The following is a 17,170-nucleotide window of genomic DNA, read 5'->3' on the forward strand; positions in this document are numbered from 1 at the left end:
TGATCGGATCGTCGATGTTTCTGATTTTCCTGCGTTCGCTCTTGTTTAACGTGCTGTTCTACACTGTGCTGGTGTGCCTTGCGATCGTGGCGCTGCCGACCTTCGCATTGCCGCCGCGGGCCATGCTCACGGTCGCCGAATGGTGGGCGAAGGCGACGCTGGTCCTGATGCGCGTGATCTGCAACATCAAGGTGGAATTCCGGGGTGTCGAGAAGATTCCGCAGGGACCGCTGGTGATCGCAGCGAAGCACCAGTCGTTCTGGGAAACCTTCGTATTGCCGGGCTTCTTCAACCGCCCGATCTTCATCCTCAAGCGCCAGCTCATGCAGATTCCGGTGTTTGGCCAGTTCCTGGTCAAGACCGGGATGATCGCGATCGATCGCAATGCCGGCGTGAAGGCGCTGCTGGACATGACGCGGCGCGCGCGCGAAGCGGTGCGCAGCGGCAGGCAGCTCGTGATCTTTCCGGAAGGCACGCGTCGCGCGCCGGGCGCTCCGCCCGACTACAAGACCGGCTTTGCGCAGATCTATTCGTCCTGCGGCGTGCCGTGCCTGCCGATCGCGCTCAATTCCGGCCTGTTCTGGCCGCGCCGCACTTTCATGCGCTATCCCGGCACGCTCGTCGTCGAATTCCTCGATCCGCTGCCATCAGGCCTGCCGAAGGACGAGTTTCTTTCCCGCGTGCAAACGGCCATCGAAGACGCGACCGGTCGCCTCGTCGAAGCGGGCCGGAAAGAGCAGGAGCAGTTGATCGGCAGCGCGCCGAGCTACGCGCCGTCGGAGAGCTAAAGCATGATCCGGAAAAGTGCGAAGCGGTTTTCCGAAAAGATCATGCGTAAACAACAACCCAAAGCGCGATGACGATTCATCCAGATCTCATCGCGCTTTAGCGGCTCTCTCGATCTTCCGGAGTCGCCGCGTGCAGGGGATGCGCATCACCATGCAGCATGACCGCGAGCTGATGCAATTGCGTGTCGCGAAAACCTTCGGCCTCGATCGCCTTCACTGTTGCCGTGACGTAGTCGCGGTTGGCGCCGGACTGGCCGTGGCCCTGGACGACATGGCGGTGCTGCTCGGCGAGCGACAGCCGGCCGGCATACTGCACATGGCCGCGGTCGACGACATAGGCGAGCGCGGAGACACGTTGGCGCGCATCGTTCTCCAGCCAGACCGAGCGCATCACCTCGCGATAGACCGACGTGACCTGCTCGCGTTCGCGCAAATAGGCGACGACGTCAGTGCGGTTCTTCTCGGCGACGCGGAAGGCGATGCCGCGGCAGGCGCCGCCGCGATCGAGCCCGAGCACCAGGCCCGGCTTTTCCGGCGTGCCGCGGTGCACGAAGGAATAGACGCAGAGCGCGCGATGCTCGCCGACCAGCCGCGCCGGGACGCGCTCCTCGAATTCGAAGCCCGGCCGCCACATCAGCGAGCCGTAGCCGAACACCCAGAGGTCGTCCTTGGCTGTGGTGACGGAGGGGAGGGTGATTTCCGACATTTCGGGCACGGCTACCAGAACCGCGCCCCCAAGCGAAGCGAATTCTCCGTCTTTCGTCGGGGGCCGGCCCCGCTTACATTTGCCTGAATCTGGGGCCAAAGGGTCGCCGCATGTCCGATATGACCGTTGCCACAGGCCGCCGCTCCCGTTGGGGCCTTTTCATCGCACCCGTTCTCCTGCTGATCCTCGCCGTCGCGTGGACCTGTTTCTGGTTCTATGCCGCTTCGCAGGCCGAGACCGCCGCAGACGCCTGGCGCGCGCAGGAGGCCAAGTCCGGCCGCATCTATGATTGCGCCAAGCGCTCGATCGCGGGCTTCCCGTTCCGCTTCGAGGTTCAGTGCTCCGGCGCCAGCGTCGCCCTGGTCTCGCAGAACGCCAGCAAGACGCCGTTCACGGCGAACCTCGACAACATCCTGGTCGTCGCCCAGGTCTACGATCCCAAGCGCGTGATTGCCGAATTCTCGGCGCCGGCGACGCTGACCGACGGGGTCACGCAGAACACCTTCGTGGTGAACTGGAGCAAGGGCCGCAGCAGCGTCGTTGGCCTGCCGGCCGTGCCGGACCGCGCCTCCCTCGTGTTCGACGATCCCAGCATCAATCGCCTTGATGGCTCGGTGCAGGTGCCGCTCGCGCGCGCCAAGCAGGTCGAGCTGCATGGCCGCCTCGCGGACGGCTCTCCGGCCGATCATCCCGTGATCGAGACCGTGCTCCACGTCGCGCAGGGCAGTATCCAGGGCGTTCATCCCTTGCTCGCCGAGCCGTTCGAAGCCGATACGCGCGCCAAGATCACCGGCCTTTCCGACCTCACGCCAAAGCCCTGGCCGCAGCGCTTCCGCGAGATCCAGGCCGCCGGCGGTCATATCGAGATCGTGCAGTCGCGGATCCAGCAGGGCGAGATGATTGCGGTCGCGGCCGGCACGCTTGGCCTGTCGGCCAATGGCCGACTGGACGGCGAGCTGCAGATGACGGTGACCGGCCTCGAGCGCGTGATCCCCGCGCTCGGGATCGAGAAGATGCTGGAAGAGGGCGTGCCGCAGGCAACGCTGGATCGCGTCGCGCCCGGTGTGAAGTCGCAGGATCTCAACAATTTGTTCGGCGCGCTCGACCGCGCCGTTCCCGGCCTCGGCAAGGTCATCAAGCAGAACGCCAACGCCGGCGTTGCCGCCGGCATCAACTCGATCGGCACCGAGAGCACGCTCGAGGGCAAGAAGGCGCGCAGCTTTCCGCTGAAGTTCGTCGACGGCGCCGTGCTGCTCGGCCCGGTCAAGGTCGGCCAGATCCCGCCGCTGTATTGAAACCTCTCTCGTCATTCCGGGGCGATGCGTAGCATCGAACCCGGAATCCATTTCTCCGCGAGCGCTGTGGCCCGATGGATTCCGGGCTCGCCCTTCGGGCGCTCCGGAATGACAGGAGCTACGGCTTCTTCAGCGCCGCATGCGGTCGGCCGAAATCCGCTGCCGCCGAATCCTGGCCAATCTCGACGATGCCGCGGCGGATGGCGCGGGTGCGGGTGAAGTGATCGAACAGTGCTTCGCCGTCGCCGCGGCGGATCGCGCGGGTCAGCTTGGCGAGATCCTCTGTGAAGGTGCCGAGCATCTCCAGCACCGCTTCCTTGTTGGCAAGGAAGACGTCGCGCCACATCGTCGGGTCGGAGGCGGCGATGCGGGTGAAGTCGCGAAAGCCGCCGGCGGAGAATTTTATCACTTCCGATTCCGTCACCTGCTGCAGTTCGTCGGCGGTGCCGACGATGGTGTAGGCGATCAGATGCGGCAGATGGCTGGTGATCGCGAGCACGAGATCATGGTGATCCGGAGTCATCACCTCGACCTTGGCGCCCATCGCCGCCCAGAAGGCGCGCAAATGCGCGACGGCCTCGGCGTCGGTGCCATCAGGCGGCGTGAGAATGCACCAGCGGTTGATGAACAGCTCGGCGAAGCCGGAATCCGGACCCGAATGCTCGGTGCCCGCGACGGGATGTGCCGGCACGAAATGGACGCCCTGTGGCAGATGCGGCGCCACGTCCCTGACGACCGCGCCCTTGACCGAGCCGACGTCGGAGATGATTGCGCCGGGCTTGAGGTGCGCGGCGATTTCCTGCGCGACCGGCCCGCAGGCGCCGACGGGAATGCAGAGGATGACGAGATCGGCATCCTTCACGGCCTCCGCATTGGTCGCCACCACCTGGTCGACAATGCCGAGCTCGATCACCCGCGCACGCGTCTTCTCCGAGCGCGCGGTGGTGACGATTTCGCCAGCCAGGCCCTGGAGCTTCGCGGCGCGCGCAATCGAACCGCCGATCAGGCCGAAGCCGATCAGGGCAACGCGCTGGAAATGCGGGTTCGCGCTCATTTGCCGGCCATGAAGTCGCGCAAGGCATCGACGACGAGGCGGTTGGCCTCCTCGGTGCCGATGGTCATGCGCAGGGAATGCGGCAGGCCGTAGTTCTTCAGCGCGCGCAGCACGAGGCCGCGCTTCGTGAGGAAGGCGTCGGCGTCGTCCGAGGTCCTGCCCTTGTCGGTCGGGAAGTGGATCAGCACGAAATTGGCAACGCTCGGCGTCACCTTCAGGCCGAGCTTGGTGATCTCCTCGGTCAGCCAGTTGCGCCAGGTCTCGGTGAACTGCTTCGACATGGCCTGATGCGCGGTGTCCTCGATCGCAGCGACCGCGGCATACATCGCCGGCGTCGACACGTTGAAGGGACCGCGAATGCGGTTGACGGCGTCGATGATGTGCTCGGGGCCGAACATCCAGCCGATGCGCAGCGCGGCAAGGCCGTGGATCTTGGAGAAGGTGTGCGTCACCACCGTATTCTCGGTGGTGGCGACGAGCTCGATGCCCATCTCATAATCGTTGCGCGAGACGTAGTCGCAATAGGCGGCGTCCAGCACCAGCAGCACGTGCGAGGGCAGGCCGGCGCGCAGCCGCTTGACCTCGTCGAACGGAATATAGGTGCCGGTCGGGTTGTTGGGATTGGCGAGCCAGACCAGCTTGGTCTTCGGCGTCACGGCCTTGAGGATGGCGTCGACGTTGCAGGTGAGGTTGGTCTCCTCCGCGATCACGTTCTTTGCGCCGACCGCCATGGTCGCGATCGGATAGACCAGGAAGCCGTGGGTGGTGGAGATCGCCTCGTCGCCTTGGCCGAGATAGGTGTGGGCGAGCAGGTTCAGGATCTCGTCCGAGCCGGCGCCGCAGATGATGCGGTTGGGATCGAGACCAAAGCTGCGCCCGATCGCTTCGCGCAGCACGCGCGAGGTGCCCTCCGGATAGTCTTCCAGATGATCCGCCACGCGCTTGAAGGCCTCGATCGCCTTTGGCGAGGGCCCGAACGGCGTCTCGTTGGCCGATAGCTTGAACACCTTGCGGCCCGGCTCCGGCACCGGGGTCTTGCCGGGCGTGTAGGGCGCAATATCGAGAATGCCGGGGTTCGGCACGGGGCGGGACATCTTCAACTCCGGATAGGCTTTAGGCGGTACGCGATTTACGATTTCGACCCGGTCGGGGCCACCGTATAGCGCGTTGCGTGGCTGCCGACGAGGGCCGTAGAGCGCACCGAGGCCCCCGCCTCGATCAGGGCAGCCTTGATTTTGTCGATGCTGCTCGCAGCCGTGACCGAAACCAGCAGCGCCGCGCCGTCGAAGGCGGTATCGGGCACCGCGACAATGTCGGCGAGCGGCGACAGCGCCCGCGCGATCTCGGCATTCCAGCCCGAAACGCGCACGCTGAAGGTCTCGACTTCCGTCACCAGGGCGCTGTCGGCGACGCGCGAGATCGCGAACACCGGCAGCGCGGCCGGATGGTCGGCGCGCTCGACGAAGGGCAGCCGCGCGATGATCTTCGGTGCGCCTTCCGCTTCCAATTCCAGCCACCACGGCGTGCGGCTGGAGGTCGCCGAGACCAGCGCCAGATCGCCCTTGGATTTCGCCACAGCCTCGACCGCAGCCTGCGCGCTGAAATGCGCGACGTAAGGCACCGTAAAACCAAAATGGAAGCGCACGGAATCGCGCATAGCGGGCTCGCTCACCGAGATGTCGGCATGCACGGAGAACGGCGCCTGCACATAGGTGAAGGTCGCGATGATGACGCGCCAGATGCTCTCGACGGTGTCGAGCGGCAGGATGCCGCGATGACGCTGCACGATCTCGCGCATCATGGAGGCCTCGCGCGCCGGGCGGAAGGCCGAGCCAACCTCCTGGGTCTGCTTCACCTGGATCAGGCGGTCGATGATGTCGCCGCGCTGCATCAGCAGGCGATGCATTGCCTCGTCGATCGCATCGATCTCCTTGCGCAATTCCTGCAATGATGGTGGCGCGGGTGGACGTTGGGACATATCTGACAGGACTGTTGAGAGGCGTTCCAATGCGGATCGGCCAACTGCTTGGCAAAGGCGGTCCGCTGCGGTTGATGTCCTGATTAGGCAGTCGGAGCGGCGAAAGCAAAGAGAAATAACAGTCTTTTCGGCTGACGTGCCAGGGACGAATTTGGCTCATCGGGACCCGCGACTTGACGAAAACCGCCCAAGCCGGTAGGTTTTTGCCTGTTCCGTGGTCATTTGAGCCGGCCGGCTTGCAGCCACGTTAAAAAACTCGCTAAACAGGCCGGGGACGCTTCCGATCCCGGCCGAACCTAATCGTTCAGGCCGGGTTTTTTATGGCCTGATGTCAATGCGGTCTGCAGTCCGATCGCAAACGAGGTCGATGGTCAGATGGTTGGCGTCAAGTCGATTCCGAGTCCCGCGATCAGCGCCGACGATCGGTCGCATGAGGTGGATCATCCAAGCTCGCTGGTCGCGCATTTCGGCATCGAGCAGCCGTTGTCGCTCGATTGCGGCGTCGACCTCACCCCGTTCCAGATCGCGTACCAGACCTATGGCGAGCTCAACGCCGATCGCTCCAACGCAGTCCTGATCTGTCATGCGCTGACCGGCGATCAGCATGTCGCCAATGTGCACCCCGTCACCGGCAAGCCCGGCTGGTGGGAGACCCTGGTCGGCCAAGGCCGGCCGCTCGATCCTGACAGGTACTTCATCATCTGCTCCAACGTGATCGGCGGCTGCATGGGCTCGACCGGGCCGGCGTCGATCAATCCCGCCACCGGCAAGGTGTGGGGGCTGGAATTCCCCGTCATCACCATTCCGGACATGGTGCGCGCGCAGGCGATGCTGATCGACCGGCTCGGCATCGACACGCTGTTCGCCGTGGTGGGCGGCTCGATGGGCGGCATGCAGGTGCTGCAATGGACCGCGGCCTATCCCGAGCGCGTGTTCTCCGCGCTGGCGATCGCCTGCTCGACGCGGCACTCGGCGCAGAACATCGCGTTTCACGAGCTCGGCCGCCAGGCCGTGATGGCCGATCCCGACTGGCACAATGGCGGCTATGCCGATCGCGGCATTCATCCGCATCGCGGCCTCGCGGTGGCGCGGATGGCCGCGCACATCACCTATCTCTCCGACGCCGCGCTGCATCGCAAGTTCGGTCGGCGCATGCAGGATCGCGACCTGCCGACTTTCTCGTTCGACGCCGACTTCCAGGTCGAGTCCTATCTGCGCTACCAGGGGTCGTCCTTCGTCGAGCGCTTCGACGCCAACGCCTATCTCTACTTGACGCGCGCGATGGACTATTTCGACATCGCCGCCGACCATGGCGGCGTGCTGGCGAAGGCGTTCGCAGACATCCAGACCCGCTTCTGCGTCGTCTCCTTCACCAGCGACTGGCTGTTTCCGACCTCGGAATCGCGCGCGCTGGTGCATGCGCTGAACGCCTCGGGCGCGCGGGTGTCGTTTGCCGAGATCGAGACCGATCGCGGCCATGATGCCTTCCTGCTCGACGTGCCCGAGTTCTTCGACATCTCCCGCGCCTTCCTGCAATCGGCCGGCAAGGCGCGCGGACTGAACGGCGGGGGTGGCTAGGATGTCGGTGCAGGAAGTGCTGCCGCTGGGCGGCGTAGCGACCGGGCAGTCCGGCCAGGTTCGCGCCGACCATCTGCTGGTGGCCGAGATGGTCAAGCCGGGCTCGAAAGTGCTCGACGTCGGCTGCGGCGAGGGCGACCTGCTTCAGTTGCTCGAGGCCCGCGGCATCGACGGCCGCGGCATCGAGCTGTCGCGCGAGGGCGTCAACCGCTGCGTCGCCAAGGGCCTCGCGGTGGTGCAGGGCGACGCCGACACCGACCTCGTCAATTATCCCGACGACGCTTTCGACTACGTGATCCTGTCGCAGACGCTGCAGGCGACGCGGCAGCCGAAGGTCGTGCTGGAGAATCTGCTGCGCATCGGCCGCCGCGCCATCGTCTCGTTCCCGAATTTCGGCTTCTGGAAGATGCGGCTGCAGCTCCTGATCGGCGGCCACATGCCGCGCACGGAGAATCTGCCTGCGACCTGGTACGACACCGCCAACATCCACTTCTGCACCATCAAGGATTTCGTCGAACTGTGCGACGCGATCAACGTCAAGATGGAGCGCTCGGTGGCGCTCGATCTCTACGGCCGCCCGGTGCCACTGAACCTGCCCTGGTGGGTGTGGAACATGTTCGGCGAGCAGGGCGTGTTTCTGCTGAGCAGGGGCGGGGGGAAATAGCTTTCCGTCCGCGCTCCTCAATATGAGGAGCTGAGGTCTATCCTTCGTCGTTGCGAGCGCAGCGAAGCAATCCAGAGTCTTTCCGCGGAGGGATTCTGGATTGCTTCGCTGCGCTCGCAATGACGTAGCACTCGGCTCGGCCCGCGCCTAGTGCGCCGCCAGCGACCTGGGATCGCGCGCCGACCATCGTCCCGCTTCCACCAGCGCCACGAACCTCTCCACCGTCGCATTGAACAGCGCGGGCTCCTCGAGATTGAGCACGTGGCCCGACTTCGGAAACATCGCGAGCCCCGCGGCCGGCAGATGCTTCTTCAGGAACAGGCTCGCTCCGACGCAAGGATCGTCCTCGTCGCCGCAGATGATCAGCGCGGGCGTGGACGCCTTCTTGATCGCATCCACCATCGTGTAGATCGAGGGACGGCGACCCTGGAAGCCGCGCATCGTGTTGGCCGAACCCTTCGCGTCGTGCCGCGCCAGCGCGGCGTAGAAATCGGCGTGGCCGCGCGGATCTTTCACCAGGAAGGGAATCCGGCTCGGCGCCTCGCGCGTGACCTTGGCGACCTCGGCTGAGCCCAGCGTCTCGAACTGCTCGGCATTGGCGCGGCACTGCTTGCGCCAGGCGTCGAGATTTTCGAGCTCCGAGCCCGAGCCAACGCCGGCCAGCGTCATCGACAGCGCGCGGTGCGGCGCGTTCAGGCCGATCTGGAGCGAGGAGTAGGCGCCCATCGAGAGCCCGACGAGATGCGCGCGCTCGATCTTGAGATGGTCGAGCACGGCGAGCGCGTCGGTGTAGAAATGCGTGTAGGTGTAGACCTCGCCATCAGGCACGTCCGACGGCGCGTAGCCGCGCGCCGAATAGGTGATGCAACGGTGGCCGCGCGAGAAGTAGCGCATCTGCGGCTCCCAATTGGTGTAGTCGGCCGCGAACTCGTGCAGAAAAATAACCGGCGTTCCCTGACCCGCCTCTTCGAAATAGATGCGGACGTCATCCCAGGTCGTGGCGTGGGGCATTAACTGTTTCCCTCTCTTCAGAGCCGCCTTTGCAGGATCGCAGTTAATGCTGATGTCCGCAATGCGGCGGCATCAGGCGAGCATCGGCACAAAATCATCGCAGCTATTCGCGGGCGTGGCGTCTTTTTCTCGCCACATCCGGAAGCTTTACGCCCCGGCGGATGTCGGCCACCGCACGGGCCGACAGGAAGTGGGGTGTCAACGAAGGATGAAGAATGTTTGAGTTGTTTGCGTTCCGCCTGTCGCGTTGTGTTGTCGCGCTGGCGGTCTTCTTCGCGGCGGTCGCCGCATTCGTTTCTCCGGCCTCGGCGCGGCCGCATCATCGTCATAGCGCAGAGCGGCACGTTTACGTGCACCACGCCAGACATCATCACTCCCGCCATCATGCACGCAGCTCGCGCTTCGAGCGCAGCGCGGCGCAGTTGCGGGCGGGCGGCTTCGCCGACACCCAGGCCAGCTATGATCCGAACGCCAACAGCGGCGGCATGGGCAATAGCAGCATGGCTGCGAGCGGCGGCTTCGGTGGCGGATCGGGCCTCGTGTCCGAGGCGCGCCGCTATCTCGGCGGCAATCCGACCGGGCGCGGCAGCCTGTGGTGCGCGCGCTTCATGAACATGGTGCTTGAGCATACCGGCCATCGTGGCACCGGCTCGGACATGGCGAATTCGTTCGCACGGTACGGCACGCGTGTGTCCGGCCCGCAGGTCGGCGCCATCGCGGTGATGTCGCGCGGCGGCCGCGGCGGCCATGTCGGCATCATCACCGGCGTCGACGCCCAGGGCAATCCGATCATGATCTCCGGCAACAACGGCAACCGCGTCCGCGAGGCGCCGATCGCGCGCGGCCGGATCTATGCGTATGTGATGCCGAATTGAGGTAACGGTGCGTGGGGTGGGCGGACCCTCGCGTCATGTGAGGTTGTCGTCCCGGACAAGCGTCAGCGCAGATCCGGGACCCATAACCACAGGCGTGTGTCGTCGCGCGAGCCGGTGACCACGGGTCTTCGCCAAACCACTCCCTGTGGCTATGGGTCCCGGATCGGCGCGCGCTTAGGGCGCGCTTGTCCGGGACGACGAGAGAGGGCTCACACCAATCTCGGCTCTTCCACCGCAACCGCATCGCCCACGCCGATCTCGCCACCTTCGATCACCTCGGCATAGATGCCGCAGTCCATGTGGCCGAGATGGCGCGAGAGCGTCGGTGGTATCTCGAGATCGCGCTTGGCGGTCACGGGATCGACATTGGTCGCCGGACAGCGGACGATGCGCTTGACCACTTTCAGTCGGGCCTCGCCGATCGCGAGCGTCTGGCCGACGAGGTCGAGCTCCGACCAGGCCGGCCAGCCCTTCACGTAGAGATTGGCGCGGAAGCGCAGCGGATGCACGGCTGTGCCGCCGAGCATGGCCTCGATGGCGCGGACGCTGTCGAGATTGATGATGGACACGACCTTGCGGGCGACGTCGGAAAAGCTGTGGTCGCGGCCGGACAGGACTTTTGGCGGGCCCTTCAACTCCGGCTGGAAGTTCTCGGTGAAATAGCTCTCGATCGCGGCGCGCCCGGCGGCGGTCTCGAGATCGCCGCTGGCGACGATCTGGCCGTCCTTGCGGATGGTCAGGCGGTTGGTCGCATCCTCGAAGCGGCTGTCGAGGGAGGCCAGCCGCTCATTGCGCGCCAGCATCAGGAACAGGATTTTCGGCTTCCATTCGGGCGCCTCCGGATCGAAGCCGCTCGGGCCGTTCTCGATGGCATAGCGGCGGTCGGCGGGCAGCGTCTCCCCTCGCCGCAAGGGGGCGCGGGAGAGGGGCTCCGGTGTCAGGCCCTTGATCGGGTAGCGGAAGAGGCCGGTGATCTCGGCGGTCTGGCTGGCTGTCATGCTGCTACTTAGGGGATTCGAGCTGCTGGCGCCAAGCTGGCGGATCAGCGCACGAAATTGTGAACTGGCCTCTTTCGCATCCGCAGCCCGCTTCCCACATCTGCCCCAGGCCGGCGGCAGCGTCGGCAAGCCACGACCGTTACCGGTTGAGAAACGTCAATGCGGTAATTGGAAACCCAATGAAGATGCCGTTTGGGGTGCCTTAGAGGGCCCCAAGGGCAGGCCGAGGGAAAGACAACGACATGAATATCGACAAATATACTGAACGCTCCAGGGGCTTCATCCAGTCCGCGCAGTCGCTCGCGGTGCGCGAGGGGCACCAGCAGTTTTCCACCCTGCACGTGCTGAAGGTCCTCCTGGACGACAATGAGGGGCTCGCGGCCGGCCTGATCGACCGCGCCGGCGGCAATTCCCGCGCGATCCTGAAGGCGACCGAGGAGGCCCTTAACAAGGTGCCGAAGGTCTCCGGCGGCGGTGCCGGCCAGATCTATCTCGCGCCCGAGCTTGCCCGCACCTTCGACGTGGCCGAGAAGGCCGGCGAGAAGGCCGGTGACAGCTTTGTCACCGTCGAGCGGCTGCTGCTCGGCCTCACGCTGGAGAAGACCAGCGAGGCGGGTGCGATCCTCGCCAAGGGCGGCGTCACTCCGCAAAACCTCAATGCGGCGATCGAGGCGCTGCGCAAGGGCCGCACCGCGGATTCCGCGACCGCCGAGAACGCCTATGACGCGCTGAAGAAATATGCCCGCGACCTCACCCAGGCTGCGCGCGACGGCAAGCTCGATCCGGTCATCGGCCGCGACGAAGAGATCCGCCGCACCATCCAGGTGCTCTCGCGCCGGACCAAGAACAACCCCGTCCTGATCGGCGAGCCTGGCGTCGGCAAGACCGCCATCGCGGAAGGGCTCGCGCTACGCATCGTCAACGGCGACGTGCCGGAGAGCCTGAAGGACAAGAAGCTGCTGTCGCTCGACCTCGGCGCACTGATTGCCGGCGCGAAATACCGCGGCGAGTTCGAGGAGCGGCTGAAGGCCGTGCTCCAGGAGGTGACCGGCAGCGAGGGCACCTTCATCCTGTTCATCGACGAGATGCACACGCTGATCGGCGCGGGCAAGGGCGATGGCGCGATGGACGCCTCCAACCTGCTCAAGCCGGCGCTCGCCCGCGGCGATCTGCACTGCATCGGCGCGACCACGCTCGACGAGTACCAGAAGCACGTCGAGAAGGACGCGGCGCTGGCGCGGCGCTTCCAGCCGATCTTCGTCAGCGAGCCCTCGGTCGAGGACACCATCTCGATCCTGCGCGGCCTGAAGGACAAGTACGAGCAGCACCACGGCGTGCGGATCACCGATTCCGCGCTGGTGGCGTCCGCGACGCTGTCCAACCGCTACATCACCGACCGCTTCCTGCCCGACAAGGCGATCGACCTCATGGACGAGGCGGCGGCGCGGCTGAAGATGCAGGTCGATTCCAAGCCGGAAGAGCTGGATTCGCTCGACCGAGAGATCATCCGGCTCAAGATCGAGCAGGAGGCTCTCAAGAAGGAGAGCGATGTGGGCTCCAAGACCCGTCTCGAATCGCTCGAGAAGGAGCTGGCCGAGCTGGAAGAGAAGTCGGCGGCACTGACGTCGCGCTGGAGCGCCGAGAAGAACAAGCTCTCCAACGCCCAGAAGCTGAAGTCCGAACTCGACGCACTTCGTGTCGAGCTCGCCAATGCGCAGCGGCGCGGCGAATTCCAGAAGGCCGGCGAACTGGCCTATGGGCGCATCCCGGAGCTGGAGAAGAAGCTCGCGGACATCGAGGCGCGTGAAGGCTCCGGCGAGATGATGGAGGAGGCGGTCACCGCCAACCACATCGCGCAGGTGGTCTCGCGCTGGACCGGCGTGCCGGTCGACAAGATGCTGGAGGGCGAGAAGGAGAAGCTCCTGAAGATGGAGGAGCAGCTCGGCACCCGCGTCGTCGGCCAGGCCGAGGCCGTGCGTGCGGTCGCAACCGCCGTGCGCCGCTCGCGTGCGGGCCTGCAGGACCCGAACCGCCCCACCGGCTCGTTCATGTTCTTAGGGCCCACCGGCGTCGGCAAGACCGAGCTGACCAAGGCCTTGGCCGAGTACCTGTTCAACGACGAGACCGCGATGGTCCGCCTCGACATGTCCGAATACATGGAGAAGCACTCGGTCTCGCGACTGATCGGCGCGCCTCCGGGCTATGTCGGCTATGACGAGGGCGGCGCGCTCACCGAAGCGGTGCGGCGCCGGCCTTACCAGGTCGTGCTGTTCGACGAGATCGAGAAGGCGCATCCTGACGTCTTCAACGTCCTGCTGCAGGTGCTCGACGACGGCCGCCTGACCGATGGCCAGGGCCGCACCGTCGATTTCCGCAACACGCTGATCATCATGACCTCGAACCTCGGTTCGGAATTCCTGGTGAACCAGCCGGAGGGCGAGGACACCTCGGCCGTGCGCGAGCAGGTGATGGGGATGGTGCGCGGGCACTTCCGCCCCGAATTCCTCAACCGCGTCGACGAGATCATCCTGTTCCACCGCTTGCAGAAGAGCGAGATGGGCCGGATCGTCGAGATCCAGTTCGCCCGGCTGCAGAAGCTGCTGACCGATCGCAAGATCGTGCTGGCGCTCGATGCCGCCGGCCGCGACTGGCTCGCCGCCAAGGGCTGGGACCCCGCCTACGGCGCACGGCCGCTGAAGCGCGTGATCCAGCGCTACCTCCAGGATCCGCTCGCCGAGATGATCCTGGCCGGCGACGTCAGGGACGGTGACAAGGTCGCGATCTCCTCCGAAGGCAACGTGCTGACCTTCAACGGCAAGGCCCCGCAGACCGCGGAGATCGCCCAGTTCGAGGCGCCGGTGGCGAAGCGGAAGCTGAACTGAGGGGCACGGCCGCCTGAAATAACAATTCGCCCCGGAGAGGTTCGCTTCTCCGGGGCGAAGCGTTTTGGTCAGACCCTAGCCGACGGCGGACGTGGAGCCGGGCTCGGCCGGTCCGACCTCCTCCTGTTCCTCTTCCAGCTCCGACAAAATATCCACCAGCTCGCGCACCCGTCCCTGCGCGAGCGGCCGCAAATCGTTGATCATCGGCTCGTCATTGGCGAGCCAGGCCACGGCCTCAGTGAGTTCCTCGACGGTCGCGCCGGTCCCGATGATCTGGGCAATGGTGACGTCATCGGCCCGGTCCACGATCTTGATGACATCGTCGCGTGAGAGGCGCGTCATGGGGCGATCCTCCTGCTGGTCGGTCCCGTTAGCCACTAACCGGGAACCGGCGCACCGGTTCCCCCGCAGCCGGATTCCGCTGGCAGGCGCTACTTCCTCACCGCCTTGTAGATCGCATTCTCGATGTCGGAGGAGAAGTAGATGACGCCCGTCGCGCCGACCGCCACGCCTGTCGGAATGTGGGTCGGCAGGCCGCCGGGCGCGCCCGTCAGGCCGATCGGAAGGTCGGCGGCGATCTCGGTGACCTCACCGGTTTCCGGCACGATCTCGATCAGTCGCTTGGCGCCGACCTCAGCCACGATCAGCTTGCCGTCGCTGCCGCGTGCGAGGCCTTCGGGCATTTTCAGCTCCCTGGCGAGCACGGTCTTCTCGCCGTTGCTGTCGACCCTGGCGACGGTGCCCGCAAAGGCCTCGGTGATGTAGACTTCGTCGGCTTTCCCACGAACGAGCCCGATCGGTCCCTCGAGGTCGCCAATCAGCGTGGTGCGATCCTTGCCATGCTCGCCGCCGACACGGACCAGCGACTTGGTGCCGAGCTCGGCCACCAGGATGCTGCCGTCCGCGAGCACGATGGCGTCATGCGGCACCTTGAAGCCGTGCAGCATGTCGCGCGTTGCGCCGGTCTTGCCATCGATCACCTGCACCGTGCCGGTGAACCAGCTCGACAGGACCACGTCGTTACCCTTCGCCGTCGCGCTCATCGGATATTCGAGCGTGACGCCGGCGGCATGCATGCGCGCCTTCTCGATGACCTCGCCGGTCGCACCGTCCACCGTGCGATAGGCAAACACGTCGGCAACGTGGATCGTGTCCCTGCCATCCTCCGAGGTGACGCCGATGCCGCCGGGCAAAGCGAGCTTGCCGATGATGATCTGCTTGGCCTCGCCGGTCGCCGGATCGACCTCCTGGATGCCGTTGTCGGCCATGTTGGAGACGTAGATGCGATCCCTGTCGTCGATCGCGAGGTTATCGAGCGACGGCTTCAGCTGCGCGACCATGGCCTTCGCGCCCGACTTGGGATCGACCCGCACGAGCTGGCCGAGGGCGGTGTCGACCACAAAGAGGTTGCCCTTGGAATCGAAATTCACCGCGGCCGGCACCTTGAAGCCGTCGGCGACGACGGTCAGCTCGGCCTTGTCGACGTCGACCTTGGCGATCTGTCCCTTGAACCAGAGCGGACCGTAGAGCTTGTCGTCGGGACCGAACTCGAAGCCGTTGAGGCCGCCCATCTTCTCCATGATCTGGCGGGGCGGTTTGACGCCCTCGACGTCGATCTCATAGAGCGTGTCGCCGAGAAAGACGGTGGTGGCATAGAGCCTGCCGTCCTTGCGGAAGGCGAGGGAATTGATACCGGGAAGGCCCGAGGCGAGCTTCTTGATCGGGCCGTCGCCTTTGCGCGCGTAGAGATCGCCGGCCAGGAAGCCGGTCCAGGCCATGGTGCCGTCGGGCGCGAACGCGATGTCGTCGGCCATTCCGACCGGGGCTGGGATTGCAACCTTGGCGGTAGCGCCGGCGATGTCGACCTCATAGAGCGCGGCGCCCGCGACGCTGCCGGCGAACAAATGGCCTTCCTGGTCGATCCCGAGCCCATGCACGCCATGGAACGCCGAGCTCGGAACGAGCCTGGTCACCTCCCAGTTTTCTGCGGATGCGCTCGGGTTGGAGAAAGCCGCAGCAATCAGGGCCGCGCAGGCGAGCCTGTTCTTCATGGGCGAGACCTCCCGTTTTTTGGAAAGTATTCGCCCGTCACGCGGCTTTGGCAAACGAAACTTGACGTTGTGCCGGCAAGGCGGCGTGCCTTGCGGCACCTCGTCGATATGATGGCCTACCCGCGGTGCGGGCGGGCTTTGCCCGTTACCGGCTCGTCGTCAGCCGCGGCGGATTCTGGGACATCATCCAGATCTCGACCGCAGCAAGCACAGCGACCAGAATGCCGACCACGACGTGAATGGTCATTGCCGTCTTGGCGCCCTGGAACCCGAGCACCCAAGGCGCAATGAGCGTCCACAGGCCAACGATCAGGTTGAGCCACTCTTCCCACACCGCGAAGGCTGCAAGCGCCGCGACCGCCAGCACCGCGATCACGATGCCTGCGATATACGCATTCTGGGAGGCTGCTCCGGCGTCAAAACCGAATATCCAGGGCGACAGGAACAGGAACGCGCCGAGGATCAGGTTTGCGACGTCGCAGAATTTTGCGTTCGTCCAATTTTCCATGACATCCTCCGTCAGGCCTCCTGCCTCGTGACAAAACAACCGGGCCGCAGCCCGGTAGGTTCCCTGCGGTTCCAGGAAAATTGATTGAAAAAGCGGGAGATTCGCCGGGGAGGTGCGCGGCAACCGCTACCGGTTCGTCACCTGCAACGGTCCGCCCGTTGCATCCGACATGCGCGCGATGGCGGCACCCCGACCGCTCATCATGCCATCGAGTCGGTCGCGCTCTTTCTCGAAGCCGGCGAGCACCGCACCTTCCAGTGAACGGCCGCGCGGCAGCTTGACGCGCATCGGGTCGACGAAACGGCCGTTGACCAGGATCTCGTAATGGACGTGCGGGCCGGTCGACATGCCGCTCGAGCCGACGAAGCCGATCACCTGGCCCTGTCGCACCTTCTTGCCGAGCTCCATGCCCTTGGCGAAGGCCGACATGTGGCCGTAGGCGGTCTCGTAGCCGTTGGAATGCTTGATGCGGATGTACTTGCCGTAACCGCCTTCGGGGCCGGCCTTTTCGATCACGCCGTTGCCGGAGGCGAAGATCGGCGTGCCGTAAGCGGTGGCCCAGTCGACGCCGGTGTGCATCTTCACGAAGCCGAGGATCGGATGGCGGCGGCCGCCGAAGCCGGAGCGCATGATGGCGTTGTTGACGGGCTTCCTGACCAGGAATTTCTTCGCGCTCTTGCCGGTCTCGTCATAATAGTCGACGACGCCGTCGTCGGGGCTCTGGTAGCGGTAGTATTTCTTGGTCTCGCCGCCGACCGTGAGCGAGGCGAACAGCACGTCGT

General features: G+C 65.3%; 16 protein-coding genes and 1 riboswitch (1 of these 17 running past the window's edge). Of the genes, 6 read left to right on the forward strand and 10 right to left on the reverse strand.

From position 1 onward, the window contains the following. Positions 1 to 14 precede the first annotated feature (14 nt). Positions 15 to 788: a 1-acyl-sn-glycerol-3-phosphate acyltransferase gene (locus tag GGD63_RS29060; protein ID WP_183247008.1), complete on the forward strand. Its 774-nt coding sequence runs from the start codon at positions 15 to 17 to the stop codon at positions 786 to 788. 97 nt (positions 789 to 885) lie between these two features. Here GGD63_RS29060 and GGD63_RS29065 read toward each other — a convergent pair whose 3' ends face one another. Beyond that, positions 886 to 1,494, reverse strand: coding sequence for a gamma-glutamylcyclotransferase (locus tag GGD63_RS29065; protein ID WP_183247010.1), 609 nt, complete (start codon positions 1,492 to 1,494; stop codon positions 886 to 888). A 110-nt stretch (positions 1,495 to 1,604) separates the two neighbouring features. On the opposite strand from GGD63_RS29065, the gene GGD63_RS29070 reads away from it, so the two are divergent. Then, positions 1,605 to 2,789 carry a DUF2125 domain-containing protein gene (locus GGD63_RS29070; RefSeq protein WP_183247012.1) on the forward strand — a complete coding sequence of 395 codons (1,185 nt, stop codon included), beginning with the start codon at positions 1,605 to 1,607 and terminating at the stop codon, positions 2,787 to 2,789. Between the two features lie 118 nt (positions 2,790 to 2,907). Here GGD63_RS29070 and GGD63_RS29075 read toward each other — a convergent pair whose 3' ends face one another. Genes GGD63_RS29075 through GGD63_RS29085 form a run of 3 tightly spaced genes read right to left on the reverse strand, consistent with a single transcriptional unit; the run spans position 2,908 to position 5,821 of the window. Beyond that, positions 2,908 to 3,843 carry a prephenate/arogenate dehydrogenase family protein gene (locus tag GGD63_RS29075; RefSeq protein WP_183247014.1) on the reverse strand — a complete coding sequence of 312 codons (936 nt, stop codon included), beginning with the start codon at positions 3,841 to 3,843 and terminating at the stop codon, positions 2,908 to 2,910. Beyond that, positions 3,840 to 4,937: a histidinol-phosphate transaminase gene (gene hisC / locus GGD63_RS29080; RefSeq protein ID WP_183247015.1), complete on the reverse strand. Its 1,098-nt coding sequence runs from the start codon at positions 4,935 to 4,937 to the stop codon at positions 3,840 to 3,842. Before hisC ends, GGD63_RS29075 begins: the two co-directional genes overlap by 4 nt. A 35-nt stretch (positions 4,938 to 4,972) precedes the next feature. Next, positions 4,973 to 5,821, reverse strand: a complete 849-nt coding sequence (locus tag GGD63_RS29085) for a chorismate mutase (RefSeq protein WP_183247017.1) — start codon at positions 5,819 to 5,821, stop codon at positions 4,973 to 4,975. Positions 5,822 to 6,025: 204 nt separating this feature from the next. Beyond that, a riboswitch (SAM riboswitch) is annotated at positions 6,026 to 6,105 on the forward strand. A gap of 91 nt (positions 6,106 to 6,196) precedes the next feature. Here GGD63_RS29085 and GGD63_RS29090 point away from each other — a divergent pair. Further along, positions 6,197 to 7,399 (forward strand): homoserine O-acetyltransferase, encoded by a 1,203-nt coding sequence (locus GGD63_RS29090; protein ID WP_183247019.1) that lies wholly within the window; start codon positions 6,197 to 6,199, stop codon positions 7,397 to 7,399. Between the two features lies 1 nt (position 7,400). Further along, the gene (metW, locus tag GGD63_RS29095; RefSeq protein ID WP_183247022.1) at positions 7,401 to 8,063 is read left to right on the forward strand and encodes a methionine biosynthesis protein MetW; all 663 of its coding nucleotides are present in this window, start codon (positions 7,401 to 7,403) and stop codon (positions 8,061 to 8,063) included. A 147-nt stretch (positions 8,064 to 8,210) separates the two neighbouring features. Here the strand turns inward: metW and GGD63_RS29100 are convergent, their stop codons facing one another. Beyond that, entirely contained in the window at positions 8,211 to 9,074 is an 864-nt protein-coding gene (locus GGD63_RS29100; RefSeq protein ID WP_183247024.1) for an alpha/beta fold hydrolase, read from the reverse strand. Positions 9,075 to 9,289: 215 nt separating this feature from the next. Between GGD63_RS29100 and GGD63_RS29105 the strand changes: the two genes are divergently transcribed. Next, a complete protein-coding gene (locus tag GGD63_RS29105) occupies positions 9,290 to 9,949 on the forward strand; it encodes a TIGR02594 family protein (RefSeq protein ID WP_183247026.1) in 660 nt (219 codons plus the stop codon). 209 nt (positions 9,950 to 10,158) lie between these two features. Here GGD63_RS29105 and GGD63_RS29110 read toward each other — a convergent pair whose 3' ends face one another. Beyond that, positions 10,159 to 10,947: an MOSC domain-containing protein gene (locus GGD63_RS29110; RefSeq protein WP_183247028.1), complete on the reverse strand. Its 789-nt coding sequence runs from the start codon at positions 10,945 to 10,947 to the stop codon at positions 10,159 to 10,161. Positions 10,948 to 11,189: 242 nt separating this feature from the next. Here GGD63_RS29110 and clpB point away from each other — a divergent pair, with 242 nt between their 5' ends. Continuing rightward, positions 11,190 to 13,829 carry an ATP-dependent chaperone ClpB gene (gene clpB / locus GGD63_RS29115; RefSeq protein ID WP_183247030.1) on the forward strand — a complete coding sequence of 880 codons (2,640 nt, stop codon included), beginning with the start codon at positions 11,190 to 11,192 and terminating at the stop codon, positions 13,827 to 13,829. 75 nt (positions 13,830 to 13,904) lie between these two features. On the opposite strand, the gene GGD63_RS29120 is transcribed toward clpB, so the two are convergent. The 4 genes from GGD63_RS29120 to GGD63_RS29135 form a co-directional block, all read right to left on the reverse strand. Continuing rightward, positions 13,905 to 14,171 (reverse strand): hypothetical protein, encoded by a 267-nt coding sequence (locus GGD63_RS29120; protein WP_183247032.1) that lies wholly within the window; start codon positions 14,169 to 14,171, stop codon positions 13,905 to 13,907. 89 nt (positions 14,172 to 14,260) lie between these two features. Next, positions 14,261 to 15,880 carry an SMP-30/gluconolactonase/LRE family protein gene (locus GGD63_RS29125; protein WP_183247034.1) on the reverse strand — a complete coding sequence of 540 codons (1,620 nt, stop codon included), beginning with the start codon at positions 15,878 to 15,880 and terminating at the stop codon, positions 14,261 to 14,263. Positions 15,881 to 16,025: 145 nt separating this feature from the next. Beyond that, a complete protein-coding gene (locus tag GGD63_RS29130) occupies positions 16,026 to 16,388 on the reverse strand; it encodes an SPW repeat protein (protein ID WP_183247036.1) in 363 nt (120 codons plus the stop codon). 126 nt (positions 16,389 to 16,514) lie between these two features. After that, a protein-coding gene (locus tag GGD63_RS29135) for a M23 family metallopeptidase (RefSeq protein WP_183247038.1) crosses the window boundary here: on the reverse strand, positions 16,515 to 17,170 show its final stretch. The gene runs 1,408 nt beyond the window's last position; the window shows 656 of its 2,064 coding nt (coding positions 1,409-2,064); its start codon lies beyond the right edge, outside the window — the gene reads right to left on this strand; it ends in the stop codon at positions 16,515 to 16,517.

Origin of the sequence: Bradyrhizobium sp. cir1 (assembly GCF_014198245.1) — a bacterium.
GTDB lineage: Bacteria > Pseudomonadota > Alphaproteobacteria > Rhizobiales > Xanthobacteraceae > Bradyrhizobium.

Bases quoted from the DNA above. Each gene is read 5' to 3' on its own strand.
- clpB (WP_183247030.1), top strand. From the start codon at position 11,190: ATGAATATCGACAAATATACTGAACGCTCCAGGGGCTTCATCCAGTCC.
- GGD63_RS29065 (WP_183247010.1), bottom strand. From the start codon at position 1,494: ATGTCGGAAATCACCCTCCCCTCCGTCACCACAGCCAAGGACGACCTC.
- GGD63_RS29100 (WP_183247024.1), bottom strand. From the start codon at position 9,074: ATGCCCCACGCCACGACCTGGGATGACGTCCGCATCTATTTCGAAGAG.
- GGD63_RS29090 (WP_183247019.1), top strand. From the start codon at position 6,197: ATGGTTGGCGTCAAGTCGATTCCGAGTCCCGCGATCAGCGCCGACGAT.
- hisC (WP_183247015.1), bottom strand. From the start codon at position 4,937: ATGTCCCGCCCCGTGCCGAACCCCGGCATTCTCGATATTGCGCCCTAC.
- GGD63_RS29130 (WP_183247036.1), bottom strand. From the start codon at position 16,388: ATGGAAAATTGGACGAACGCAAAATTCTGCGACGTCGCAAACCTGATC.
- GGD63_RS29125 (WP_183247034.1), bottom strand. From the start codon at position 15,880: ATGAAGAACAGGCTCGCCTGCGCGGCCCTGATTGCTGCGGCTTTCTCC.
- GGD63_RS29110 (WP_183247028.1), bottom strand. From the start codon at position 10,947: ATGACAGCCAGCCAGACCGCCGAGATCACCGGCCTCTTCCGCTACCCG.
- GGD63_RS29120 (WP_183247032.1), bottom strand. From the start codon at position 14,171: ATGACGCGCCTCTCACGCGACGATGTCATCAAGATCGTGGACCGGGCC.
- GGD63_RS29070 (WP_183247012.1), top strand. From the start codon at position 1,605: ATGTCCGATATGACCGTTGCCACAGGCCGCCGCTCCCGTTGGGGCCTT.
- metW (WP_183247022.1), top strand. From the start codon at position 7,401: ATGTCGGTGCAGGAAGTGCTGCCGCTGGGCGGCGTAGCGACCGGGCAG.
- GGD63_RS29085 (WP_183247017.1), bottom strand. From the start codon at position 5,821: ATGTCCCAACGTCCACCCGCGCCACCATCATTGCAGGAATTGCGCAAG.
- GGD63_RS29075 (WP_183247014.1), bottom strand. From the start codon at position 3,843: ATGAGCGCGAACCCGCATTTCCAGCGCGTTGCCCTGATCGGCTTCGGC.
- GGD63_RS29060 (WP_183247008.1), top strand. From the start codon at position 15: ATGTTTCTGATTTTCCTGCGTTCGCTCTTGTTTAACGTGCTGTTCTAC.
- GGD63_RS29105 (WP_183247026.1), top strand. From the start codon at position 9,290: ATGTTTGAGTTGTTTGCGTTCCGCCTGTCGCGTTGTGTTGTCGCGCTG.